Annotated in this window: 23 protein-coding genes and 1 tRNA gene; 11 read left to right on the top strand and 13 right to left on the bottom strand. The window is 42.3% G+C overall.

Features of this window, described 5'->3' with window-relative positions; genetic code table 11:
• Positions 1–9: 9 nt before the first annotated feature.
• Entirely contained in the window at positions 10–864 is an 855-nt protein-coding gene (locus tag G4D73_RS13600; protein ID WP_004279377.1) for an SPFH domain-containing protein, read from the top strand.
• A gap of 213 nt (positions 865–1,077) precedes the next feature.
• Complete coding sequence (putP, locus tag G4D73_RS13595) at positions 1,078–2,568, top strand: sodium/proline symporter PutP (RefSeq protein ID WP_213686986.1); 1,491 nt, start codon at positions 1,078–1,080, stop codon at positions 2,566–2,568.
• Positions 2,569–2,651: 83 nt separating this feature from the next.
• Here the strand turns inward: putP and G4D73_RS13590 are convergent, their stop codons facing one another.
• Together G4D73_RS13590 and prpF are read right to left on the bottom strand one after the other, a co-directional pair.
• A complete protein-coding gene (locus tag G4D73_RS13590; RefSeq protein ID WP_213686985.1) occupies positions 2,652–3,560 on the bottom strand; it encodes a polyprenyl synthetase family protein in 909 nt (302 codons plus the stop codon).
• A 225-nt stretch (positions 3,561–3,785) separates the two neighbouring features.
• On the bottom strand, positions 3,786–4,976 hold the full coding sequence (gene prpF / locus G4D73_RS13585; protein ID WP_213686984.1) for a 2-methylaconitate cis-trans isomerase PrpF: 1,191 nt from the start codon (positions 4,974–4,976) through the stop codon (positions 3,786–3,788).
• 332 nt (positions 4,977–5,308) lie between these two features.
• On the opposite strand from prpF, the gene G4D73_RS13580 reads away from it, so the two are divergent.
• The 4 genes from G4D73_RS13580 (at position 5,309) to G4D73_RS13565 (ending at position 9,958) form a co-directional block, all read left to right on the top strand.
• The gene (locus G4D73_RS13580; RefSeq protein ID WP_213686983.1) at positions 5,309–6,664 is read left to right on the top strand and encodes an amino acid permease; all 1,356 of its coding nucleotides are present in this window, start codon (positions 5,309–5,311) and stop codon (positions 6,662–6,664) included.
• 88 nt (positions 6,665–6,752) lie between these two features.
• Positions 6,753–6,828 (top strand) — tRNA-Arg (locus G4D73_RS13575).
• A 337-nt stretch (positions 6,829–7,165) separates the two neighbouring features.
• Positions 7,166–8,494: an OmpP1/FadL family transporter gene (locus G4D73_RS13570; RefSeq protein ID WP_213686982.1), complete on the top strand. Its 1,329-nt coding sequence runs from the start codon at positions 7,166–7,168 to the stop codon at positions 8,492–8,494.
• Between the two features lie 312 nt (positions 8,495–8,806).
• Complete coding sequence (locus G4D73_RS13565) at positions 8,807–9,958, top strand: OmpP1/FadL family transporter (protein WP_213686981.1); 1,152 nt, start codon at positions 8,807–8,809, stop codon at positions 9,956–9,958.
• Positions 9,959–10,018: 60 nt separating this feature from the next.
• Here G4D73_RS13565 and thrH read toward each other — a convergent pair whose 3' ends face one another.
• Positions 10,019–10,636: a bifunctional phosphoserine phosphatase/homoserine phosphotransferase ThrH gene (thrH, locus tag G4D73_RS13560; protein WP_004646225.1), complete on the bottom strand. Its 618-nt coding sequence runs from the start codon at positions 10,634–10,636 to the stop codon at positions 10,019–10,021.
• Positions 10,637–10,840: 204 nt separating this feature from the next.
• On the opposite strand from thrH, the gene G4D73_RS13555 reads away from it, so the two are divergent.
• Both G4D73_RS13555 and G4D73_RS13550 read left to right on the top strand, forming a co-directional pair.
• Complete coding sequence (locus tag G4D73_RS13555; protein ID WP_213686980.1) at positions 10,841–11,575, top strand: phosphoadenylyl-sulfate reductase; 735 nt, start codon at positions 10,841–10,843, stop codon at positions 11,573–11,575.
• A 463-nt stretch (positions 11,576–12,038) separates the two neighbouring features.
• Positions 12,039–13,421, top strand: a complete 1,383-nt coding sequence (locus tag G4D73_RS13550) for a WS/DGAT/MGAT family O-acyltransferase (protein WP_004646223.1) — start codon at positions 12,039–12,041, stop codon at positions 13,419–13,421.
• Positions 13,422–13,629: 208 nt separating this feature from the next.
• Here the strand turns inward: G4D73_RS13550 and G4D73_RS13545 are convergent, their stop codons facing one another.
• The 6 genes from G4D73_RS13545 to G4D73_RS13520 form a co-directional block, all read right to left on the bottom strand.
• Complete coding sequence (locus tag G4D73_RS13545; RefSeq protein ID WP_004646222.1) at positions 13,630–13,803, bottom strand: PA1571 family protein; 174 nt, start codon at positions 13,801–13,803, stop codon at positions 13,630–13,632.
• A gap of 132 nt (positions 13,804–13,935) precedes the next feature.
• Positions 13,936–15,390, bottom strand: coding sequence for a ribonuclease G (rng, locus tag G4D73_RS13540; RefSeq protein ID WP_004646221.1), 1,455 nt, complete (start codon positions 15,388–15,390; stop codon positions 13,936–13,938).
• A 38-nt stretch (positions 15,391–15,428) separates the two neighbouring features.
• Positions 15,429–15,995, bottom strand: a complete 567-nt coding sequence (locus G4D73_RS13535; RefSeq protein WP_213686979.1) for a Maf-like protein — start codon at positions 15,993–15,995, stop codon at positions 15,429–15,431.
• Positions 15,983–16,474, bottom strand: coding sequence for a rod shape-determining protein MreD (gene mreD, locus G4D73_RS13530; protein ID WP_004279364.1), 492 nt, complete (start codon positions 16,472–16,474; stop codon positions 15,983–15,985). Before mreD ends, G4D73_RS13535 begins: the two co-directional genes overlap by 13 nt.
• Positions 16,461–17,318: a rod shape-determining protein MreC gene (mreC, locus tag G4D73_RS13525; RefSeq protein WP_004279362.1), complete on the bottom strand. Its 858-nt coding sequence runs from the start codon at positions 17,316–17,318 to the stop codon at positions 16,461–16,463. The genes mreD and mreC overlap by 14 nt, the downstream gene beginning before the upstream one ends.
• 16 nt (positions 17,319–17,334) lie before the next feature.
• Entirely contained in the window at positions 17,335–18,381 is a 1,047-nt protein-coding gene (locus G4D73_RS13520; protein ID WP_004279360.1) for a rod shape-determining protein, read from the bottom strand.
• Positions 18,382–18,513: 132 nt separating this feature from the next.
• Here G4D73_RS13520 and gatC point away from each other — a divergent pair, with 132 nt between their 5' ends.
• Genes gatC through gatB form a run of 3 tightly spaced genes read left to right on the top strand, consistent with a single transcriptional unit; the run spans position 18,514 to position 21,840 of the window.
• The gene (gene gatC / locus G4D73_RS13515; protein ID WP_004279359.1) at positions 18,514–18,828 is read left to right on the top strand and encodes an Asp-tRNA(Asn)/Glu-tRNA(Gln) amidotransferase subunit GatC; all 315 of its coding nucleotides are present in this window, start codon (positions 18,514–18,516) and stop codon (positions 18,826–18,828) included.
• Between the two features lie 52 nt (positions 18,829–18,880).
• A complete protein-coding gene (gatA, locus tag G4D73_RS13510; protein WP_213686978.1) occupies positions 18,881–20,359 on the top strand; it encodes an Asp-tRNA(Asn)/Glu-tRNA(Gln) amidotransferase subunit GatA in 1,479 nt (492 codons plus the stop codon).
• Positions 20,359–21,840: an Asp-tRNA(Asn)/Glu-tRNA(Gln) amidotransferase subunit GatB gene (gene gatB, locus G4D73_RS13505; protein ID WP_213686977.1), complete on the top strand. Its 1,482-nt coding sequence runs from the start codon at positions 20,359–20,361 to the stop codon at positions 21,838–21,840. Before gatA ends, gatB begins: the two co-directional genes overlap by 1 nt.
• Positions 21,841–21,885: 45 nt before the next feature.
• On the opposite strand, the gene G4D73_RS13500 is transcribed toward gatB, so the two are convergent.
• The 4 genes from G4D73_RS13500 to G4D73_RS13485 form a co-directional block, all read right to left on the bottom strand.
• A complete protein-coding gene (locus tag G4D73_RS13500) occupies positions 21,886–22,866 on the bottom strand; it encodes an NACHT domain-containing protein (protein ID WP_213686976.1) in 981 nt (326 codons plus the stop codon).
• A 60-nt stretch (positions 22,867–22,926) separates the two neighbouring features.
• The gene (locus G4D73_RS13495; protein ID WP_213686975.1) at positions 22,927–23,682 is read right to left on the bottom strand and encodes an NACHT domain-containing protein; all 756 of its coding nucleotides are present in this window, start codon (positions 23,680–23,682) and stop codon (positions 22,927–22,929) included.
• 259 nt (positions 23,683–23,941) lie between these two features.
• Positions 23,942–24,430, bottom strand: coding sequence for a hypothetical protein (locus tag G4D73_RS13490; protein ID WP_213686974.1), 489 nt, complete (start codon positions 24,428–24,430; stop codon positions 23,942–23,944).
• A gap of 464 nt (positions 24,431–24,894) precedes the next feature.
• Complete coding sequence (locus G4D73_RS13485) at positions 24,895–25,944, bottom strand: hypothetical protein (RefSeq protein WP_213686973.1); 1,050 nt, start codon at positions 25,942–25,944, stop codon at positions 24,895–24,897.
• Positions 25,945–26,277: the final 333 nt, after the last annotated feature.

Raw genomic sequence — 26,277 nt, 5'->3', positions numbered from 1 at the left:
GAATAAGCTATGTCTGGTGGTTCTATCATTGTTATCGCGTTTCTGGCCTTTGTTGCGATTACCATTTTTAAAGGTGTGCGGATTGTGCCGCAAGGCTACAAATGGATCGTACAGCGTCTGGGTAAATACCACACCACGCTAAATCCGGGTCTGAATTTTGTCATTCCTTATGTGGATGAAGTCGCCTATAAAGTCACGACCAAAGATATCGTTCTGGATATTCCCTCACAGGAAGTGATTACCCGTGATAACGCGGTTCTGCTGATGAATGCCGTGGCCTATATCAACCTGACCACACCAGAAAAAGCCGTGTACGGGATTGAAAACTATTCCTGGGCGATTCAGAACCTGGTTCAAACCTCACTACGTTCAATTGTCGGTGAAATGGATCTGGATGATGCGCTATCTTCACGTGACCATATCAAGGCACGCTTGAAATCCAGTATTTCCGATGATATCTCGGACTGGGGTATTACCTTAAAAACTGTAGAAATTCAGGATATTAAACCTTCAATCACTATGCAAACAGCGATGGAAGAACAGGCCGCTGCTGAACGTCAGCGTCGTGCAACCGTCACCAAAGCTGATGGTGAAAAACAGGCTGCAATTCTGGAAGCAGATGGCCGTCTGGAAGCCTCACGTCGTGATGCCGAAGCACAAGTGGTACTGGCTGAGTCTTCACAACGTGCAATTGACATGGTGACTTCCGCCATTGGTGATAATGAAATTCCGGTCGCCTATTTACTCGGTGAACAGTATATTAAAGCCATGCAGGATATGGCCAAATCGCCAAATGCCAAGACGGTAGTACTTCCAGCCGATGTGTTAAATACGATCCGTGGTGTTATGGGTCGCCCTAACTAATTGATCTTTTCACTTTATATATAGGCAGCCTGAGGGTTGCCTATTTTTATTCGCACAAGAAAATCTCAGCAAAAATTGTGAATTTATGGTTAAATTTCGCGTTTATTTTTGAAATCTACTGGATTTGATGTTGCCTGGCTTTCGGATTAAAGCTTTTCGCAACTATCTTATTCCTTGTTTCGATCTACTGTCCAACTTAAAAATGGATACCGTATGAGCTCCCTAAATCCAACCTTAATTACTTTTCTTTTCTATATTGTCGCAATGGTGGTGATTGGCCTGATGGCTTATCGCGCGACAAGCAACTTTTCCGATTACATCTTAGGGGGCCGACGTTTAGGGAGTTTTGTCACTGCACTTTCTGCAGGGGCTTCCGACATGAGTGGCTGGCTCCTGATGGGTCTGCCCGGTGCGATTTATCTTTCCGGCCTGTCTGAAATGTGGATTGCCATCGGTCTGATTATTGGTGCCTGGCTCAACTGGTTGCTGGTTGCTGGCCGTCTGCGGGTGCATACCGAAGTTCAGCACAATGCCCTGACCCTGCCGGATTATTTCTCGAATCGTTTTAACGACCAGAAGAAAATCCTGCGTATTGTTTCGGCTTTCGTGATTCTGATTTTCTTTGCGATTTACTGTGCTTCGGGCATGGTCGCAGGTGCGCGTCTGTTCGAAAGCATGTTTGACATGTCTTATAGCACCGCGCTCTGGATCAGTGCCATTGCCACCATCAGTTATGTGTTTATTGGTGGCTTCCTGGCTGTGAGCTGGACCGATACCATTCAGGCGGGGCTGATGATCTTTGCCCTGTTGCTGACACCAATCGTAACGTTAATGGCGTTCTCGGATATGTCCCAGGTGACTTTGGCACTGGAGGCTGCTCGTCCTCAAGCAATGAATATTCTGGGTGATCTCAGTCTTGTTGCGATTATCTCGCTCTTGGCTTGGGGTCTGGGTTACTTTGGCCAGCCGCATATTCTGGTGCGCTTCATGGCTGCAGATTCAGTCAAATCCATTCCAAATGCACGTCGTATTGGCATGACCTGGATGATTCTGTGTCTGGGCGGTGCAGTCGCAGCCGGCTTCTTCGGTATTGCTTATTTCCAGCAGCATCCAGAACTGGCAAGCGTGGTGAATGCCAATCCTGAAACCGTATTTATGGAACTGACCAAAATCCTGTTTAACCCATGGATTGCAGGTGTAGTTCTGGCGGCGATTCTTGCCGCAGTAATGAGTACTTTAAGCTGTCAGTTATTGGTCTGTTCAAGCACCTTGACAGAAGACTTCTATAAATCTTTCCTGCGTAAAAATGCCTCGCAAAAAGAACTGGTCTGGGTGGGCCGTTTGATGGTACTGCTGATTGCCTTGCTGGCAATCTGGATGGCGGGCAATCCTGAATCCAAAGTACTTGGTCTGGTGGCTTATGCCTGGGCAGGTTTTGGTGCCGCTTTTGGCCCGCTGATTATCCTGTCATTGTTCTGGAAACGCATGACTTTGAATGGTGCTTTGGCCGGTATGATCGTGGGTGCAGTCGTAGTTATTTTCTGGAAGAACCTGTTTGCTGACACTGGCCTGTATGAAATCGTTCCTGGCTTTATCTGTTCAATGCTGGCGATTGTGGTGGTGAGCCTGATGGGTAAAGCACCAACAGCAGAAATTACCGACCGTTTTGAAGAAGCTGAACGCCTGTATAACGAAAGCAAATAATTCTGTATCAACTAAAAAGAGGACTTCAAGTCCTCTTTTTTTATGCGGTTTCTTTAAACTTTTTTAGAAAAATAATTTTTCAATCAGCTTTTGCGCGTGAGCAGGAACTGGGTAATTTGCATCAACTCTTCCGCCTGACCTTCAAAATGGTTCAAGGCATTGATCGCCTGATCATGTAATTGCTGGGCATAGGCTTTGGCCTGCTCCAGACCCATCAATGCCGGATAGGTCGATTTTTCTACCTGTTCATCTTTACCTGCAGTTTTCCCCAACACTTCTGTATCGGAAATAATATCCAGAATATCATCCTGTACTTGGAAGGCCAGACCAATCGCCTGTCCAAACTCACGTAATTTAGGAATGGCCAGATCGGTGCCTTCAAAGATTGTCACCGCCGCCATCATGATCGCAGCGCTAATCAAAGCACCGGTTTTATTGCGATGGATGGTTTCCAGTGCTTGCTGATCGATTTTCTTGCCTTCAGACTGTAAATCTAAAACCTGACCATTCACCATTTTCGAAGAAGCGGTTGCCAGAATCTGCATCTGCTTCAGTACAATGGAAGCTTCTACCGCTGGCCCCTGATCAAACAGACGACTGCTCAAAGTTTCAAAAGCCATAGACTGCAGGATATCACCTGCCAGCAACGCTGTATCTTCCCCATAAGCTACATGGCAGGTCGGCTGGCCACGACGTAGCAAATCATTGTCCATACACGGCAGATCATCATGGGCCAGTGAATAGCAGTGAATAAACTCGATCGCAACCGCTGCACGGCGCACTGCAGCGCTATTCTGGTTGGGTTTTAATGCGGCGGTGGCATAGCATAGTGCTGGACGTACTCGTTTACCGCCAAGCATCACAGCATGATGGACTGCCGACCTTAAAGGTTCCGGAATAGCAAAGGCTTCCAGAGCGGTCAATAAATCCTGTTGAATGCGATGTTGTGCTTGTGTGAGTGCATGGGTTGATACGTCAGTGATAGATGACACATTCGCCTCGAATACGTAGTCCAGAAAAATAAAATGACAAGCGAATAAATGCCTGTACGCTGATTCAGGCATTGTACCTAGAAATGCCTTGAATTTTCAGCCATAAATTGAATTGTTCTGCTGAAATTTACTATTCAACACCCAATAAGCAAGGCAGAGATTTTAAACCATAAAAAACCACCGCAGAACCGGTGGTTTTATTCAAGCTAAATGTATGCACGGCATTTAAACGAGAACATCTTCTGGTACGCGCACCCAGCCTTCCATCAACACGCGGGCACTACGGCTCATAATCGCTTTCGTCACTTTCCACTCACCATTTTCAAAACTTGCTTGTGCACCCACTCTCAAAGTCCCGGAAGGATGACCGAAACGCACCGCTTCACGCTCTACCCCACCTGCGACCCGATTCACCAATGTTCCGGGAATGGCAGCTGCTGTACCAATAGCCACCGCAGCCGTGCCCATCATGGCATGATGGAGTTTACCCATAGACAAGGCCCGAACCAGAATATCGGTATCCGATTCAGTGACGGTCTTGCCACTTGAAGAGGTATAGCTACTCGGTGGTGCAACAAAGGCAATTTTTGGAGTGTGTTGTCGGGTTACGGCTTCGGCAATATCCTGAATTAGTCCCATGTGCTTCGCCGCATAGGCGCGAATCGTTTCGAATTTTGTCAGGGCTGCCACGTCATTATTGATATGATCCTGAAGCTCGGTACCCTTATAACCGAGATCTCCCGCATTTAAAAATACCGTCGGAATGCCGGCATTAATCATAGTCACTTCGAAGCTGCCAATATTGGGGACTTCCAATGTATCGACCAGATTACCTGTTGGAAACATCGAACCGCCTTCAGCATCATCATCAGCTGGATCCAGAAACTCGATCTGCACTTCGGCCGCAGGAAAGGTTACGCCATCCAGTTCGAAATCACCCAGCTCCTGCACCTGTCCATTCTGCATCGGCACATGTGCAATAATGGTTTTCTGAATATTGGCCTGCCAGATGCGTACTGTGCACAACCCATTTTCAGGAATACGTTCGGCATCGACCAGACCATTGGAAATGGCAAATGCTCCCACTGCCGCGGTCAGATTGCCGCAGTTACCGCTCCAGTCTACAAAAGGACGGTCAATTGACACCTGACCAAATAAATAATCGACATCATGATCAGCGTGCAGGCTTTTTGACAGAATGACCGTTTTACTAGTACTGGAACTGGCACCACCCATACCATCAATCTGCTTCCCATAAGGGTCTGGACTACCAATCACGCGCAGCAAAAGCTGATCACGAATCCGGCCCGGCTGTTGTGCTGCTATAGGCAGGTCATCCAGCTTAAAGAAAACACCTTTACTGGTGCCTCCACGCATATAGGTGGCAGGAATCTTGATTTGGGCGGCAAAACTCATGAATTATTTCATCCTTTGACTTGTCTTTGTTTTCGTACGGGTTATTCAATATTTATATTCAAAGTATAGTATGTTGAAAGCAGAACTGCTTGGCTGCCAGACCTTAGTATAAAAAAACGGCATTTGTATTTTATCCAAGAAAATAGAGAACTCATCAGTAACAGTTTCAATAAAATTAATATATTGATTCATTTATATTTTATTTCAGTTATTTATATGAATAATTTTTATCATTCCTCCAAAAATATTTCATTCTTAGGATGGACTAGGCTTCTTTAGTCTGATCAATTACAATCAGCCACTTATCATTTTCCATTGTCGGGCTGAACACTTTGAATAACGAGTCTTCACAACTTCAGCGTGGCTTAAAGAACCGTCATATTCAGTTGATCGCCATGGGCGGTGCAATTGGCACAGGCTTATTCTTAGGTTCCGCACAGGTGATCCAATCTGCGGGTCCTTCTATTATTTTAGGCTATGCCATTGGGGGCCTGATTGCATTTTTAATCATGCGTCAATTGGGTGAGATGATTGTTCATGAACCTGTCGCAGGTTCATTCAGCCATTTTGCTTATAAATACTGGGGCAAATTCCCCGGTTTCCTTGCGGGTTGGAACTACTGGATTCTGTATATCCTGGTGGCCATGACCGAACTTACTGCGGTGGCGAAATATATCAACTACTGGTGGCCGCATATTCCAGCCTGGGCATCGGTACTGTTTTTCTTTATCGTGATTACACTGGTCAACCTCGGCAATGTGAAATTCTACGGTGAATCAGAATTCTGGCTTTCTATCATTAAAGTGACTGCGGTCATCTCGATGATTGTCTTTGGCTTGTATCTGATTCTGACTGCTGATGCTTCTTCAGGCGCATCTTTTAGCAACCTCTGGACCGCGGGCGGTTTCTTCCCGAATGGTTTTGAAGGTCTGTTCTATATGCTGGCCTTCCTGATGTTTGCCTTCGGTGGTATTGAACTGATCGGCATGGCGGCTGCAGAAGCTGAAAATCCGGAAAAAACCATTCCGAAAGCCATTAATCAGGTGGTTTTCCGTATTCTGATTTTCTATGTGGGTGCCTTGACGATTCTGTTGTCACTCGTGCCTTGGAATCAGCTTGAGCTTGGTGGTCTGGACAAAAGTCCGTTCGTGATGATTTTCAGCCAATTGGGAATTGGCTGGGCAGCGCATTTGCTGAACTTTATTATTCTGACAGCAGCACTATCTGTGTATAACAGTGGTATGTATGCCAACAGCCGTATGCTCTATGGTCTGGCTCAACAAGGAAATGCACCTAAAGTCTTCATGAAAGTGAATAAGCAAGGTACGCCAATTCCTGCTGTATTGTTCTCTGCCGCGCTGATTTTTGGCTGTGTGCTACTCAACTACTTCGTGCCTGAAGATGCCCTAAGTCATCTGATTTACATCGTAGTCGGTGCATTGGTATTGAACTGGGCCATGATTACCCTGACCCATCTCAAGTTCATTCAGAGCATGAAAAAGCTAGGACAAAAGACTTCCTTCCCTGCGCTGTGGTCTCCGGCGGGCAATATTCTGGTTCTTGGTTTTATTCTTACGATTCTTTACATCATGTGGACGCAAGGATTCCAGGAATCTATTTTGATGATCCCGCTTTGGATTGTGGTCATGTTCGGTCTGTTTAAGTTACTTAAGCCTAAAAATACCTAGACAACTCCTGTAGCTATGAGTCCTTAAAAGTTATTGCTTCGGCAATAACTTTTTTTTGTATTTTTTACAGTACAATAGCCTTCTTTTCGCGCCCTTAGCTTAACTGGATAGAGCAGTTGCCTCCTAAGCGACCGACGTGGGTTCGAGTCCCGCAGGGCGCACCATCCTTTCAAAATGTGATCTATACTTCAAAAAATTAGCGTTAATCTTCATATTTTTAGAATATTTTTTATACAAAAAATCATTTTTTCTTCATTATTTTATTTCTTTTACTTTCAAATACTTATTTCAAAATGAGGCTATTTTTTGGTGTAAAAACTCTATTTTGATGCTTTTTTAGACTAATTAGTTTTTTCTAGAGCATTTACTCTTATTTTAATTGTGCTATTTTTGTCACATGGAGTAACAAATGATTGCGGATAAATACCCGAAATCTCCAAGAATTTAATAAGTGCAAACAACAACGCTAGATATAAATTTGTACCTCAAGGAAAGACGTAAATGAAATTAAAAACATTAACTACTGCAATGATTCTCGCAACTGTACCAATGACGGGTGCATTTGCAGCAGCTTTAGATCGCTCAGGTCAATCTATCGCAGCGTTTTTACAACCAGGTAATTACTTTGAGGCTGGTATTTCTGTATTAGATCCATCTGTATCTGGTAAAGCTAATGCAGGCTATACTCCTAACCCTGCTATTCCTGCAGCATTAGCTGGTCTTGAGAATACCTCTCTATCAGACATGGGCGAAGATTATTACTTCCCAAGTGCAGCATTAAAGTTTCAAGTAGCTGATAATTTATCAGTGGGTCTTTTATATGATCAACCTTTTGGTGCTGATGCGGCCTATTCAGTTGGTGATGCTGGAGCAAACCCAGCATTAGCAGGTTTGGGTCTTCCAGCTGCATTATTTGCTGGACAAGGCTTATTCCATAACGGCCAAGAAGCAACTGAAGTAGAAGTTACAACCGAAAATTTAACGTTCCTATTAGGTTTCCAACCAACTGAAAACTGGAACCTATATGGTGGTGCAGTATACCAGACCATTAAAGGGAATGTTCAATTACGTGGTACCGCATACGGTTCTACTATTGCATTAGGCCAATATAATGCAGATATGAAAGAAGATTCTGCAGTAGGCTGGATTGCAGGTTTAGCTTACCAAATTCCTGAAATCGCATTAAAAGCATCTTTAACGTATCGTTCTGAAATTGATCATGAAGCAGCAACGAATGAATATGGTACAAGCTTAGTTTTAACTGGTTTAGTTCCTGGGCCAGGTGCGGTATATAACGAAAACACTACTACTAAAATTACAACTCCACAATCTGTAAACCTTGATTTCCAAACTGGTATCATGGCTGACACAGTCGCTTTTGCTAATGTGCGCTGGGTAAACTGGGAAGATTTTTCAATTCGTCCTGAACAGTTTGGTACAGTTTCAGAAGCTTTAGGTGCCGCAGGCTTAACCCCAGATAATCCAAATGGTTTTGACTTAGTGGGTTATACAGATGATCAATGGTCAGCTACTGTAGGTGTAGGCCGTAAATTTAATGAAAAATGGGCAGGTAATGTCTCTGTAGGTTGGGATTCAGGTGCAGGCAACCCTGTTTCAACTTTAGGTCCAACTGAAGGTTACTGGAATGTTGGCCTAGGTCTGCAATTCTCACCTGCTGCAAACTACTTTATCGCTGGTGGTGTGAAGTACTTCTGGTTAGGTGATGTTAAAGCTCAACCTGCATCAATGTTTGGTACAGGAAACTCTGTAGCACAATTTGAAGATAACCATGCTTTAGGTTACGGCTTAAAAATGGGCTATCGCTTCTAAGCTCTGATTAAATAAAAACCACTTTCGAGTGGTTTTTATTTTTTAACTCTAATTTTATACACTTGCATATCATTTGCTTGTTTTACAAGCAATTAATCCTGCTCCAAATATTAATTTTTTAAAATTTATCTTTTATTTTTATTTTCTTATTTATCATTTAGTTAATATAAAAATATAGTATAAATACTCTAAGCAACCCTTTTATTTAACCGCCTTAGTTCATTTCTTCAACAGAGCTGAGTATTTACTCTTTTTAAAATTATGTTACTTTTCCAGCACATTTTTGTTACAGATGGCATCAGGGAACGTACCATGAAGCTCAATAAAATTTATTCTGCTATTTTACTTAGCACTTTACCTCTTTCTGCAGTTCAAGCAGCTGGCCTAGACCGTTCTGGTCAATCTATTTCTGCTTTTTTACAGCCGGGTAATTATGCTGAAGCAGGTGTTACTGTGATTGATCCTAGCGTATCTGGAAAATCTATTCCTCAACTAGGTAATGAATCTATCAGCGACATGGCAGAAGACTACTACTTTCCATCTGCTGCTATTAAAGTTCAAGCAACTGATAAAATATCTTTAGGTCTGATTTATGATCAACCTTATGGTGCCGATTCAATTTATCCAACAAATAATGTAAGTTTTTCACAAGTAAATCCTCTTAGTACTCAACGAGAAAGCACTCAGGTAGAAGTAAAAACTAATAACCTTACAGCTTTAATCGGTTATCAACCGACTGAAAACTGGAATTTTTATGCTGGACCTGTTTGGCAAACTGTAGAAGCTAAAATTGCATTACGAGGTGCAGCTTATGGAAATTCGGGCTATGATATTAAAGTTGATGAAGAAGAAGCTTGGGGCTGGCTTGCTGGTTTCGCTTATCAAATCCCTGAAATTGCTTTAAAAGCAGCTATTACTTATCGTTCAGAAATCGATCATGAGGCAAATTCAACAGAGAGCTTTGGATTTGGCACTATTGCATCGCCTCTTTCACCAGATGTTACAGCTACAACACCTCAATCTGTAAATTTAGATCTTCAAACAGGTATTGCAGCAAATACTTTAGCCTTTGCTAACGTACGCTGGGTAAATTGGAGTCAATTTGCAGTAACACCTAATTTATTAAAATTACGCTCAGGCAGTAATTTGATTGACTACTCAGATGATCAATGGTCTGCAAATGTTGGTGTTGGCCGTAAATTTAGCGATAAATGGTCTGGCTCTGCTTTAGTAAGTTATGACTCAGGTGCAGGTAATCCTGTAACAACACTAGGACCAACCGAAGGTTACTGGGGTGTAGGTTTAGGTGGACAATATAGCCCAGCCGAAAATTACTTTATTCAAGCAGGTGTTCGCTATATGTGGTTAGGTGATGCTGATGCTAAAGCAGGCCCTAATGTTGTAGGAGAGTTCACCGATAACACTGCAATCGCATATGGTATGAAAATCGGTTACCGTTTCTGATTTTTTGATAGATTCAATAAAAAAGGCACTTAAAGTGCCTTTTTTATTTACTTAAATTTTTTAAGCTGGGATATCACGCACTGAAGCATTACGAATTGCTTCTTTTAACGCATCATAACCACGAATTGGCGGGAATTGCGGGAATTCAGCAATAACATTTTCAGGTGCATCAAACAGGAAACCATGATCTGCTTCACCCAGCATCGTCGTATCGTTATAAGAATCCCCTGCCGCAATCACACGGAAATTCAAACCATGCAGCGCTTTAACAGCTTGACGTTTTTGATCTGGCTGACGAAGTTTATAGGCTGAGATCATGCCTGCTTCATCTGTTTCCAGTTTATGACAGAAAATAGTTGGCCAATCCAGTTGCTTCATCAGTGGATGCGCAAATTCATAGAAAGTATCTGAAAGAATAATTAGTTGAAAATGCGTGCTAACCCATTTCACAAACTCTTTTGCTCCTGGGAACGGACCCATTTCTGCAATCACTTCCTGAATATCGTTCAAGCCTAAACCGTGCTGTTTTAAAATATTCAGACGTTGGGTCATCAGTACATCATAGTCAGGAATGTCACGAGTCGTCGCTTCAAGCTCTTTAATACCGGTTTTTTTGGCAAAGTTAATCCAGATTTCTGGAACCAACACACCTTCTAAATCTAGACATACGACTTCCATGAACATTCCCTCTAAGTTGTATTGAAAAAATTTTGCACTATCATAGCTGAAGAAACAGATTTTGCACTGTACTTTTTTAAATCTATTTTTTTAATAAGTATTTATTTTTTAGTGATAAGTCAATTAAATCAATTCTATTAAAATAGATGTGAAATTAACTAATATAGGCCATGTCCTTTCCAAGCCTATATCGCCAGGACTCTCATGACCATCATTCCTACTATTGATCGTATTGATGCGCTTGCATCTGAATATGCAGATAAATCGCCCAATGAAATTTTGGCACTTGCACTGGGCCAGCAAGGTGAAATTGCGATTTCATTTTCTGGTGCTGAAGATGTTGTATTGATTGATATGGCATCGCATCTCGGTAAACCGTTCCGGGTATTCAGTCTGGATACTGGCCGTCTACATGCAGAGACGTATCAGTTTATTGAACGGGTGCGTAAGCATTATAATATCGAGATTGAAATCTGCTTCCCTGAAACGGATGCAGTACAAAATTTAGTGACCACCAAAGGTTTATTCAGTTTCTTTGAAGATGGCCATCAGGAATGTTGCGGTATACGCAAGGTTCAACCGCTACGTAAAAAACTGGCGACGCTGGATGGCTGGATTACTGGTCAGCGCAAAGACCAAAGTCCGGGTACACGCAATGAAATTCCTGTGGTTCAGGCAGATTCAGGTTTCTCCGGTCCGGGAAAACAGTTGATCAAGTACAATCCTCTAGCCAACTGGTCCAGTGCAGATGTCTGGAGTTATATCCGTATGATGGAAGTACCTTATAATACCCTGCATGAGAAAGGTTTTGTTTCAATTGGCTGTGAACCTTGCACCCGCCCTGTGCTGCCAAATCAGCATGAACGCGAAGGCCGCTGGTGGTGGGAAGAAGCCACCCATAAAGAATGTGGCTTACATGCTGGCAATCTAAAAAAATAAAGTTAAGTTTTATCGTTCCTATTGATTGAAAGACTATTTTTTAATAAAGATAGTCTTTTTTAATTGATAATTTTACATTTAGTGACAAGATAGAAATTACCTTTTATCGGGATAATATTATTTTAATTAAAGAATTGATAAAATTTTAGCTCATTGATTTATTTGCATAAAATGTGAAATGGAACACAATGCTATTCTTCTAATAACACATAATTATTAAGTTACACTCCACTTCGCCTAGTAAATACTATTTTTAGAAAACTATTTTAAAACTAAAATTTTCAAATTTCATAAACTTAGGAAGATATTTTGTTCTTGTCAATAGCCACTTTTTCACAGTTGAGGCAAGATAAAGCAGTTCATTTATATGCTAAAAAAGATATACTTTAAAAACTAAAGTAATAATTCTAACAAGGCTTTTTAGCAAAAAAGCCATAGAGAGTGCAGTGAGGCAATCCACGCTATGCGTCCATTACATCCAATTGATTTTATTTTCTTAACCTTAGAGAAACGGCAGCAGCCTATGCATGTAGGTGGACTATTTTTATTCCAAATTCCCGACAATGCGCCAGCTTCCTTTATTCAGGATCTAGTCACGGATATCCAAAATTCAAAATGCTCTCCAATTCCACCTTTTAACAATTATTTAAACGGCCTGTTTTGGGATGAAGACCAAGAATTTGATTTAGATCATCATTTTCGTCATATTGCCCTGCCAAAACCGGGCCGTATCCGTGAATTACTAACCTATATTTCTCAAGAACATAGTGCCCTGATTGATCGTGCCAAACCTTTATGGACCTGTCATATTATTGAAGGCATTGAAGGAAACCGTTTTGCCATGTATTTCAAAATTCACCATGCTATGGTGGATGGAATCGCTGGCATGCGTCTGGTAGAAAAGTCGCTTTCATTTGACCCCCATGCCAAGAGTATTGTACCGCCATGGTGTGTGGAAGGCCCACGTGCCAAACGCCTGAAAGCACCTAAAGTGAACAGGTTTAAAAATGTCCTGCAGACCATTAAGGGGCAACTGGAATGTGCGCCACGAGTTGCTTATGAACTGTCGCAAACCGTCATGAAAGATATGGGACGCAATCCGGATTATGTATCCAGCTTTCAGGCGCCAAGCAGTATTCTGAATCAACGCGTCAGTGCTTCACGTCGCTTTGCAGCCCAGTCTTTCGAATTTTCACGTTTACGTCATATTTCTAAGGCATTGGGCGTGACCATTAATGATATTGTCTTGGCCATTTGTTCAGGTGCATTACGTGAATATTTATTATCGCAAAATGCCTTACCGAAAAAACCGTTAATTGCTATGGTTCCAGCTTCTGTTCGCAGTGACGATTCAGATATATCCAACCGTATTACCATGATTCTGGCCAATCTGGGCACGCATAAAGAAGATCCGCTAGAACGTCTCAAGATCGTACGCCGCAGTGTGCTGAGTGCCAAAGAGCGTTTCAAACGCATGAATGCCAACCAGATTTTGAACTATAGTGCCTTTGTCTATGGTGCAGCAGGTCTGAATATTGCCTCCGGTTTAATGCCGACACGTCAGGCGTTTAACGTGATTATTTCCAATGTACCTGGACCACAAGAGCCCCTTTACTGGAATGGTGCCCGTCTTGAAGCACTTTATCCGGCTTCTATCGTACTGGATGGTCAGGCCTTGAATATCACCATGACCAGCTATTTAGACAAACTGGAAGTCGGCTTGACCGCATGTCGTAATGCCCTGCCGAAAATGCAGAACTTGCTGACACATCTGGAAGAAGAAATTCAACGTTTTGAACTTATTGTAGATGGCGAACCTGTCCCAAAGTTACGGGCGGTAAGCTAGCCGCGGATGAATAAATAAAATAGATGGATTGTCAAAGGTGTTGATCATTTTTGCCAGTCTTTGAGCACAGAATAAAGGGACCGATCTGGTCCCTTTTCTTTATTTTTTGGAATCTTTTTAAATTATTTTAGAAATTTTGGATGACTTCTCTATTTAAACGTCTATCCAAATCATTTTTTGACAAGTTAAAAACAATGCACAAATATAATCAGCTTTTAATGGTACGGCACTGTTGTAATAATTGATGGCAGACGTTACGGATCATGCTCGCGGTAATCTGAACTTCATTACCGCGCTCATCAACGATATATCCCGCATGTACAGTCTTTGGTTCTAATACGTGTTTTAGGCCTTTATGGATTACTGCTTTACTCATACTCATCACACACTCCTTTTGCTAAGCCTGAAACTGGGAGAAACGGCTTTGGCTAATTCATGCATCTAGTATTGTAAATAAAGGCCCGGTTGTAAAATTTCAGATGTAACAAGTGTTTAACGATATTCTGTTACAATTTCAGCTGAGAATGATATCGTATTGCTCTTGCGTATATAGATTTTCCACCTGAAACTTAATCACGCGATTAATGAAATGTTCTAGATCAGCGACTGCAGGCGCTTCTGCCGTCAATAATCGATCAATGACAGCCGGATGCGCGACAACAGTAAAGCCACTCTGTGACTCATAAGCACGAGCATAACGCAGAATCTCCCTGAATATTTCGTAACATACTGACTCGGCTGTTTTGACATAACCGCGTCCTTGACAGGTCGGACAAGACTCGCACAGCAGATGTTCCAGCGACTCACGGGTGCGTTTCCGGGTCATTTCCACCAAGCCCAGTTCTGATACCTGAGTAATCTTGGTCTTGGCATGGTCACGTTCCAGCATGCGCTCAAACTGTTTCATCACTTCTTCACGATGCTGCGCTTCCTGCATATCGATGAAGTCGATGATAATAATGCCGCCGAGATTACGCAGACGTAACTGACGCGCGATAACATCCGTCGCTTCCATATTGGTTTTAAAAACCGTATCTTCCAACGAACGGCCACCAACATAAGAACCGGTATTGACATCAATTGTGGCCATGGCTTCAGTCTGGTCAATCATCAGATAACCGCCAGACTTCAATGCGACACGAGTTTGCAATGCCTTTTGCAGATCTTCTTCGACATTATACAAGTCGAAAATTGGCCGCTCGCCCGGATAATGCAGCAAACGGTCTTTCATGTTCGGGACAAATTCTTCGACAAATTCCTGCAACTTGGCATGAATTTCACGTGAATCCACGTAAATTTTAGCAGTTTCTTCATTGGCCAGATCACGAATCACCCGTTGCGGCAAAGGCAATTCTTCAAAGATCAAAGACGGTACTGCAATAATCTTCTGCTTGCGCTGGATATATTCCCAAAGCTTGGCCAGATAAGCCATATCCTGTGCGATGGCTTCTTCTTCAATCCCTTCTGCCGCAGTACGCACAATCACTGAACCCGGCAGCTTATGTTCTGCCTGAATCCGCTCAATGATGGAACGCAAGCGATTGCGCTCTTCCTCAGATTCAATCCGTTGTGATACACCTATATGATTGCCATATGGCATCAGCACCAAATAACGCGAAGGAATAGAGAGATCGGTAGACAGGCGTGCGCCTTTGGTACCGAGCATATCTTTCATCACCTGAACCGTGAGGACTTGTCCCGGTTGAAGTAACTCAAAGACATTCGGCGTCGGTTGATTGCGGGGCCAGACCATATCATTGATATGTAAAAACGCAGTACGAGAAAGTCCGATATCCACGAAAGCAGCCTGCATGCCGGGTAAGACCCGCACCACTTTTCCTTTATAGACATTCCCTACCAGGCCACGCTTGGCCGTACGCTCGACAAACAGTTCATTGACCGTGCCGTTTTCAATTAACGCGACCCGACATTCCATCGGCGTGACATTAATCAACAACTCGTCAGACATAACTACACTCAAAACATTATAAGAATTCTTTTCAGCAGTTAATTTAGTGCCTTAACCGTCTGTAATAACTGTACTGTCTCATATAAAGGCAAGCCGACCACATTGGAATAACTGCCCTGTATTTTTGGAATATAACGTGCTGCAATTCCTTGAATCGCATAAGCCCCGGCTTTACCCAGTGGCTCACCTGTCGCCCAGTAACTTTCCATATCTACGGCGCTCAGGATTTGAAATTCGACCTGTGTGCGTACCACTATACTGTATTTTTCATGCTTTGTACGAACACAGACACCGCTATAGACATCATGCCATCGACCGGAGATTTTTGTCCACATTTCAATCGCATGTTGTTTGGATTCAGGCTTACCCAGAATCTCCTGATCCACCCCCAGACTGGTATCCGCAGCAATGATGATGGCATCTGGATAATACTCAGCCACGGCATCTGCTTTGGCTCGTGCCAGACGTTCAACATAGGCTGCGACCGACTCGCCTGCTTGTACCGATTCGTCAATTTCTGGGCTGTAAATATCGAAGCTCAGCCCGAGTTGCTGTAACAACTCGCGGCGCCGGGGTGAGCTCGAAGCAAGAATTATACGCGCCATTTTTTGAGCACATAATAAATAGCAGGCCAAACCAGAATACTGGTCAGCATCGGAATCCAGTGCCTTGCATAAGAAAATTGCACGCCAGCCACAATCTGGGAAAAAAAGATCATTAGCAGATGCGCGACAATCGCCAGCCCCATAATCACCCAGAGATTATTAAAGGTCAGGATACGGCGTTCACGGGTCAGAAAGCGAGCTAAAAAGGCAATAATGATAAAGCTCAGCGCATTCAGACCCAAAGGTGCATCCAGCAGCAGATCAATAAAAATACCCGTACCAAAGGCAAACCAGATCCCGCACCAGGTTGGCTGACATAACACCCAGAAGAGCATGATCATCAGCATAAACAGCGGACGCCAGCCCGAGAGATTATAGGAAAGTGGATAGACCATTAAAATAGAAGCCACAATCACCGAAATGACAATAGCCATTAAAGGATCACGATGCTTTCTGGATTTCATCTTAGCGATTGACATGCGGTTGCTCCATCGCTAATGAATCGGAAAATAACACCACCACATGATGTCCACCGGCCAGCTGAGCCGCAGGCGTCACATCAATCTGGGCAAATTCACCAGAATTATGGCGTTGTACTTTAGATACCTGCCCCACCAGATAACCTGCCGGGAAATGTTGTCCCAAGCCCGAACTATAGACTTTTTCACCGACCTTGATATTGGCACTGGTCGGTACATATTCCATTTTTAAACGTCCCAGATCGCCCGTGCCCGAAACAATGGCACGCATTCCGGTATGTTCCAAACGCACTGACAGTGAATGTTCTTTATCAGACAACAGCATGACCCGGCTACTATGCGGATAGACATTGATAATCTGCCCCATGATACCCTTGTCATCCAGTACCGTTTGCCCGACTTTCAGCTCGTTATTCGAACCCCGGTTGATCACGATAATATGCCGTAATGGATCGGCATCGGTACCAATCACTTCGGCAATTTCAATACGTCCATCAATGATCAGTGGCGTGTCCAATAGACCGCGCAAACGGGTATTTTCAGCAGAAAGTTCAGAGATTTTTTGTAAGCGTACCTGTGCCTGTAGCAACTCGGCCTGCATCGCGGTATTTTCCCGGCGCAACTGAGCTTCAGACTTGGTTTGTTGATTCAACCACTCTCGCGACAATACCGGATAACTGGCCACCGCATAAATAGGATTATAAGCAGCGTACAGGACATCCCTTGCAGGTTGAACAACATGCGGCATGCGCCAATCAAAGAAAAGCACCACCAGGCATGTCACCAATGCAATGATAAAAGAGCGAAAAGATGGCGGTTGTCGAGAAAACAGATGTGCTTGCACCCGCCGGATCCTTTTCTTAGCCTACGAATAACATGTCATGATTTGGGTTGTCGAAAAATTCGAGTACCTTGCCGCCACCACGTGTCACGCATGATAGTGGATCTTCTGCCACCACCACCGGCAGGCCAGTTTCTTTGGCAAGCAGCTTGTCCAGGTTACGTAGCAATGCACCACCACCAGTTAACACGATACCGCGTTCAGCGATGTCCGAAGAAAGCTCAGGAGGTGTGTGTTCTAGCGCAGATTTCACAGCAGACACGATGTTTTGCAATGGATCAGAAATCGCTTGGGTGACTTCGTCAGAATTAACCACGATTGCGCGAGGCACACCTTCTGCGAGGTTACGGCCACGAACTTCAATTTCAAGCGGTTTAGCACCTTCATCTGGCAAAGCCATACCAACTTCTTTTTTGATCACTTCAGCAGTGGTTTCGCCGATCACACAGCCATGCGCTTTACGCACATAGTTAATGATCTGCTCATCAAAGACATCACCGCCAATCCGTAAAGAGTCTGCATAAACACAACCTTGTAGGGAAATGATTGCAATTTCAGTGGTACCACCGCCAACATCGACCACCATCGAACCACAAGCCTGCTCAACTGGCATACCTGCACCAATCGCTGCTGCCATTGGCTCTTCAATTAAACGTACATCACGTGCGCCCGCATTAAACACGGCTTCACGAATGGCACGGCGCTCAACCAGAGTCGATTTACATGGCACGCAAACCACGACACGCGGTGCCGGAGTAAATAAACGGTTTTCATGTACTTTGCGAATGAACTGATTCAGCATGGTCTCAGTGACTTCAAAATCCGCAATCACACCGTCTTTCATAGGACGGATCGCTGAGATATTGGCTGGGGTACGACCTAGCATTTGCTTCGCTTCAAGACCGACTGCCGCAACAATTTTATGTGAACCACTATGACGGATGGCTACAACCGTTGGTTCATTTAATATAATGCCTCGTCCTGGCGCATAAATAAGTGTATTTGCTGTACCTAAATCAATGGCAAGATCGGGCGAAAACAAGCCTATTAGTCGTTTTAGAATCACGGGGACGTTCTCAGTTAAACTTTATATGGACGCAAGGTCGCCACTTTAACTAAATGTGATGATTTGGACAAGTCAATCGCTTATCATAACGCATGATAATTTGAATTTTTTTAATACTGATTAGGTAATATTATGTCTACATCGGATGCACAGCATTCTGCAGATTTAAGTGCAGAAACAGTTTCAGCTATTGCCAACCTTGCAAGGTTATCTCTCAATGATACGCAATCTGCTGAATATGCTCAAAGTTTAAATAAAATTTTAGGCATGATGGAAACCCTGAAAGGCATCAATACCGACGGTGTTGAACCACTGAAAAGCCCTTTCGACCACCCACAGCCTTTACGTGAAGATGTCGTGTCGGAAAGCAATCATCGTGAGGAATACCAAGCAGTTGCACCTGCTGTACAGGACGGTTTGTATCTCGTCCCACGCGTGATTGAGTAATTATTACCCAGTTCATTCTTTTTATTAAATTAAACGTAAAGAATTATTTCTCATGACAGATTTACACCGCTTATCCATTCGTGAACTGACTGAAGGTTTGGCAAATGCTCAATTTTCATCCCGCGAATTGACTCAACACTATTTAAAACGCATCGAAAAAATTGATGCACAGGTCAAGGCTTATGTGACCGTGACTGCTGAACAGGCATTGGCTCAAGCTGATGCTGCCGATGCTGCAATCAAAGCTGGCAATGCCTCTGCCCTGACTGGTGTGCCAGTTGCCCACAAAGATATTTTCTGTACCCAAGGCATTAAAACCACTGCCGGTTCAAAAATGCTGGACAATTTTATCTCTCCTTACGACGCAACCGTTGTAGCGAAAGGTAAAGCTGCGGGCCTGGTCACTTTGGGTAAAGTGAACATGGACGAATTCGCGATGGGTTCGACCTCTGAGAACTCATATTACGGCGCAACTGCCAACCCTTGGAACCTGGGCCATGTCCCTGGTGGTTCTTCAGGCGGTTCTGCAGCAGCTGTGGCAGCGGATTTGGCACCATTTGCAACTGGTACTGACACCGGTGGTTCAATCCGTCAACCTGCATCATTCTGTGGTCTGACCGGTCTTAAACCGACTTACGGTCGTGTATCGCGCTTCGGTATGATTGCCTATGCATCATCACTAGACCAAGGTGGTCCAATGGCACGTTCTGCAGAAGACTGTGCTTACCTGATGAATGTCATGGCCGGTCATGATGCCAAAGATTCAACTTCAATGGATCAAGTGGTAAATAACTATGTCGCGAACCTGAACGCTACCTCAGTAAAAGGTTTACGCATTGGTATTCCAAAACAGTATTTTAATGTTGCTGGCCTAGCTGAAGATGTTAAAGCACGTGTCGAAGAATCACTTAAAAAGTTAGAAGAAATGGGCGCTACGCTTGTTGAGATCGACCTCAACATGACTGAAAGCTATGTTCCGACTTATTACCTGATCGCACCTGCCGAAGCTTCTTCGAACCTATCACGTTTTGATGGCGTACGTTATGGCTATCGCGCAGAAAATCCTGTGGACCTGATGGACCTGTACAAGCGTTCACGTTCAGAAGGTTTTGGTGCAGAAGTGCAACGCCGTATCCTGATTGGTACGTATGCCCTGTCTGCAGGTTATTACGATGCTTACTATGTAAAAGCACAGAAAGTACGTCGCCTGATCCAGCAAGATTTCCTTAAAGCATTTGAATCGGTCGATGTCATTGCAGCACCTTCTGCGCCAACGACTGCCTATAAAATTGGTGCAGATTTAACGCCAGTTGAAATGTACCTGGGCGATATTTATACGCTTGCGGTAAATCTGGCAGGTCTTCCTGCGATTAACGCGCCTGTCGGTTTTGACCAAAATAACTTGCCAGTTGGCTTACAGCTGATTGGTAATTACTGGTCAGAATCTCAATTGTTGTCTGTGGTACACCAGTATCAACAGGCCACCGATTGGCATACAAAACGCGCTGCAATTGCTGAGGAGAACGCATAATGGCTCAAGCTCAAAAATCGGCTAAACCAAAATCCAACCTGATTGATGGTTGGGAAGTCGTTATTGGTATCGAGATTCACACTCAGCTTGCCACCAATACCAAAATTTTTTCAGGTTCATCGACTGTTTTCGGTAATGATCCAAACACGCAAGCCAGCCTGGTTGATTTGGCTATGCCGGGCGTATTACCGGTATTAAACAAAGAAGTGGTTGATCTTGCGATTCGCTTTGGTTTGGGCATCGATGCTTACATCGATCAGGCGTCTGTATTTGCGCGTAAAAACTACTTCTATCCGGACTCTCCAAAAGGCTATCAGATCAGCCAGATGGACAACCCGATTGTGGGCTTGGGTCATATCGACATCCAGCTTGAAGATGGCACGGTTAAACGCATTGGCGTAACCCGTGCGCATCTCGAAGAAGATGCGGGTAAATCGATTCATGATCAGTTCGAAGGTATGTCAGGCATCGACTTGAACCGTGCTGGTACGCCGCTGCTTGAAATCGTTTCTGAACCGGATATGCGTTCGGTTGAAGAAGCGGTTGCTTATATCAAGGCAATTCACACTTTAGTGCGCTGGTTAGGTATTTCTGACGGTAACATGGCGGAGGGTTCGTTCCGTTGTGACTGTAACGTGTCGTTACGTCGTCCGGGTCAACCGTTTGGTACACGTTGTGAATTGAAAAACCTGAACTCATTCCGTTTCATTGAACAAGCGATCAATGTTGAAATTGAACGTCAAATGGAAATTCTGGACTGGGATGGCACCATTGATCAGGAAACGCGTCTGTTCGACCCTGTAAAGATGGAAACGCGTTCAATGCGTTCTAAAGAAGAAGCGAACGATTACCGCTACTTCCCTGACCCAGACTTGTTGCCTGTGGTGATTGCTGATGAGCAAATCGAAGCCATTAAAGCAACCATGCCTGAGCTTCCTGCTGCACGCCGTGCACGTTTCGTGGCGGACTTTGGTGTGACTGAGTACGATGCTCACGTGCTTACACTTACTCGTGAAATGTCAGAGTTCTATGAGGAAGTGGTGAAAGCTGCTGGCGGTGCTGTGCAAGGTAAAATTGCGGCAAACTGGGTCATGGGTGAATTCTCAGGTGCTTTAAACAAAGCAGGCTTAGATTTGGCTGATTCTCCTGTATCTGCGGAAAAACTTGGTGGCATGATCGCACGTATTGTGGACAACACCATCAGCGGCAAGATTGCGAAACAAGTGTTCGGCTTCATGTGGGACGAAGGCAAAACTGCAGACGAAATTATTGCTGAGAAAGGCTTGAAACAGGAAACTGATACAGGCGCAATTGAAGCAATTATTAAGGAAGTGTTGGCTGCCAACGAGAAGATGGTTGAAGAGTATAAGTCTGGTAAAGAGAAAGCTTTTAACGGTCTGGTTGGTCAAGTAATGAAAGCGTCTAAGGGTAAAGCCAACCCTGCTCAAGTGAATGAATTGATGAAGAAATTGATTGGTTAATCTAATCTTTCTTTAAAAGAAAACCCGCTTTAGAGCGGGTTTTTTTCATATTAAATCTAGGAAACTTTGATCTTCCTGATTATCAATTTCAACTTTACATTCTTGCAGCTGTTTTTCAAATTTTTTATAAATATTATCAATTAAGTTACTATTTTCGTTACGAAAAAATTTTGACACTTTATTTATTTTGATTTCATGATCTAAAATTGGCATAGTTTGCATAAATCTATTTACACCATAATTATTAAGATTAATAAAAATTGCACTTGATGCTTCCCGACACGAAATTAAGTGATCATACAATAAATGATATAAATAATTACCATGCTTATCATCTAAGGTTTGAGTAATATCTACCATCGAAATCGTTGCTTCTACATAGTTCACAGTTTCATGTGAATTATCTAAATCTACTTCCAAATGATAAACATCATACCCCTCCTCTAAAGAAACATTTAAGCTATTTTTAAAAGATTCAAGGTTAGGATAAATTTCAAAAAAACACTCTAATGATGGTTTTAATAAATACTTTTTATATCTATAACTATCAATTTCTGATAAAAATCTAATCTCAGATTTATATTTTTTTCCTTTTTCATCTAATAGTTTATAAGTCTGTTCAGCTAAGTCTTGAGGCCTTTTCTTAAAAAAAGAAGCCACAAAAAATTCCTGAATAGAGCGATGAATAAAACTGTAGTTATTACCATCACGAATAATTAAACATAAATTTTTACTAATATCTTCCAATAAAGCTGAAGGATCTTCTTTTGGGAATTTCTTAGTTATTGATTTTTTAATACATTCCAAAAGATCCTGTCTACTATTAAAAATTAATTTATTTTCATTTTTAGAAATAAAGCACAAAATTTCAAACCACTCTTGTAGCTCACTTTCATTTAAATTACTTTTAAATTCTCTCTGGTATCCTGGCTTAGTTCGATCATGCTTATAAATTAAAACACTAAATAACTCTTCATAAAATTTGGAAAGACTGTCAGGAATAATTAATTTTGCTCTATAAGTCATTACAAAAAGAGTAACCATTAAAGGAGTTTTTAATAACTCATCAACTTTTAATGGGCTTTCTTACAAAGCATTTACAAGATTATCGAATGAGTCCTCATCATCTACAAGTTTTCTAATTAAACCTATTATTTCATCATCATCATAAGGTCTTATACTTAGTACCTTAAAAAAATTACTCGATTGAATGGCATTATCTGGTCGTGAAGTTATTACGATTTGAGTTTGTGGATATTGTTGACTAATACTCTCAAGATCTTTGATTACATTTGATACATCTTTTTCTTTTAACTCATCAAAACCATCAAGCAATAAAACAATTTTTCCAGATTTTAACACCCAATTTAATAATTCATCACTAACTGAAAAAACCCATGAACTAATTGCTTCTTTTATATGACTTAAAATCTCAGCTTTTTCATTTAATTTTCTTAATTCAATAAAAATTGGGATTCTTTTTTCCCCTTGATATTCCCTATAAGTCAAATATCTTAATAAAATTGACTTGCCTTGACCTGCAACACCCTCAATTACGAAATTTTTTAATGAAATATCTTCTATAGTTTCAGCTTTTATATACCCCTTATCGCTATTAATATAAGGTGGATAATAAAATAAATTTAAATCAATAGCTTCATCTCCTTTATAGATTGTTTTTACCTTCTTTATATTCTCTATTTTAATTTCTAACTTCCCAGAAATATCGTTCAACTTTTGTTTTTCAAGATGAAATTTGGTTTCTTTTTTTACAAAATCATAAAGATCATTAAGTGGCTTATTTATCACTTTAAATAAAGCTGACAATGAAGGATCTACCATACAAAAACTCATTTTGAAATATTAATTATTGACCAAATAATAACTTATTTATAAAACACATTAAAGCCATGAATTTTCTAAAGATTAATTTCAAAACTCTTAAGTGTATCAATCCCTCAAAGTCCTTTTTTATGCGTGACGACAACCCTCTCCCACAGGGAGAGGGGGTATCATTTAATTTAATACTTATATGAATTTCGCAATGGGGTTCCCTCTCCTTTTAGGAGAGGGCTAGGGAGAGGTGATTAAAAAAACAAGTTTACAACCCCAACTTATTCAACAAATCTGGCGTCAAAAAAGTCTGTGCCACACGATTTAAATCAATATAACGCAGCACACCTTTCAGCTGATTATTAATTTCAGGATTCTTTAAAATTTCCTCGCCTGTGGTTTTACCTAAAGCCTGAAAACTATCGCCCACAGCCTGTAACCCTTCAGCCTGAATCACCGCCTTGGTCTGTGCTGAACATTGCTCCACTAAAATGCGCTGCAACACCGTCGCCAGATTCTTGTCTAATGCTTCCTTTTGACTCGCGGTCACATTGCTAAAAGCCTTTAAGTCCGGATGATTACCTAAAGTCACAAAGGTCCATTGCAAGACGGTAGTTTTATCCGTGACTGTGGTGGATTTCATCAAACAGTCACTGAGCTGGTTGACTGTCGGACCTGCTATGGCAACCTGAGTCGCACTTAATAATGTTGCACTTATTAAAATTGTACGAAGCTTTGTAAAAGATCTATGCGCCATCATAATTTCCTGTTCTTCGATGTCCGGCCAGTGATATGAAACCAGTTAGTTGTAGCATGGAACAGGGCAATAAACTGATAGAACTCTGTAAAACCTGACCCAGATTTAAAACACTTAGATAATCGCTCTGATGTCCATATTGCTATTCATCAGATCAGGATATTGATCAGTCAAACTTAGCGCTATGATTTAGACTAAAACAATAAAAATAAAAACTTATAATTATGACTACCAATATATTTCACAGCCTCATACTGTGGGACTTGTCCTTTTTTCGTCTTGATCGTATTTTTATTCATTCATCCGACATCACGGAAGGAGATTCTCGGGTCACGTGATCTCCCTACAAAACCAAGCCGGCTTTCGTCTGCTCTCTCCCGTCGGATCGAGCAGATTTTTGCGCCTATCTTCTCGATGGTTAAAAGGATCATACGGATTTTGGATTAAGTCTTTTGATCCTGTGCTTATTTTAACTGCCTCAAAAGATTCTTGGCTCCGGCATGATTATAATTATTGGCCAAATTCTGCAAAATCCGCTTGGATTGAGCTTTAGCATTCGGGAAACGGCTGGCATAGACCGGAATACTGTTCAGACAGCGTGCAACCAGCATCCCTGATTCAGTATAGACACGTGTTCCCTCTGTGCCCTGCAATTTGCCATAGTTATAGGCACGCTGGGCGTTGTTACAGGCATTATTCAGATTCTTGCCACTGTTAATATCACGTCGCGCTGCCACATAAATCTTCATCTGATTTTGTTGCGGTGTTTCTGCTACCGTAGCTCGAGCTGATGCCGCTGCTAGCTGCTTTTTCTCTGCTTCTTTTTTCTCTAACTCTTTTCTTTCTAATTCCTTTCGCTCTAATTCTTTCTTCTCCAGTTCTTTACGTGCTGATTCCTTCAGTTCATTTGTCGTCTTTGCGGCAGGAGTCTTAGAAGGAGTCGTAGTTTTTATCGATGCAGGTTTGGTTTGCTCCAAAGCAACCCTGGCTTTAGTTGGACGATAAAAGTTTTTTGCTTGAGAAGGACTCATGACCTGGGTGAGTAGTCGAACACTACGCGTCTGGCTAGATTTATCAACTTGTCGTTCAGAAGTTGGCTCAATCGAGACAATCCAGCTTTCAGTCAGGTCATCCATACGACACTGATAGGCACCGCTACCCTGTACAACACCCCGATTGGCACTCAGGCGTTTGCGTTGGGCAACATCTGCCACGGCACTAAAATTACTTTTATACAGCAGTGAAAATTTACCGCCCTGTTCATGACAATATTGCGTCAGTATCGAACGCGGATACATGGCCTGAGTCGTATTATTTTTCTGAGCTTGTCCCCAAAGATAAACATAATCTTTTGCACTACCATCACGTTGATTCAAAGCCCGTTTGGCAATCAATTCTTCCGGACTGGCAAAAGGATGTAAAACCTCTGATTTCAACCGATTCACGCTATTACACCCAGCTAAACCTGCTGCCCCTATTATTAGAATTATTACTTTTAGCTTCACAGCAAACATCTCAACCCCAAAATCCCGTATAACATAGCTTAAATAGCACAAAACAACAAACACAAGATATTGATAACTATAATATTTAAACGGTAAAAAGGCACATATCAGTCTCAACTTTGCTGATTATGCCAAGCTTCATGTGATAAAAATTGACACAAGTATCATTTTTAATTTAGATCAAATAATAAACAATTTCATTCAGGACTCAAGAAAAAGATAGAAAAAACACATAAAAAACCGAAGAAGGCGGTGAATCCTTCTCCGGCGGCTTATTCAGGAAACGCTACAGATCTTTATTATAATGGGTAATAAATTTACCTTTTATCCGCTATAACATTA

The sequence above is a fragment of the Acinetobacter sp. WY4 genome (assembly GCF_018438165.1).
In the GTDB taxonomy this organism is placed as follows: Bacteria; Pseudomonadota; Gammaproteobacteria; order Pseudomonadales; family Moraxellaceae; genus Acinetobacter.
Note: the sequence above shows the minus strand (reverse complement) of the source record. Positions and strands in the feature narration are given on the sequence as shown.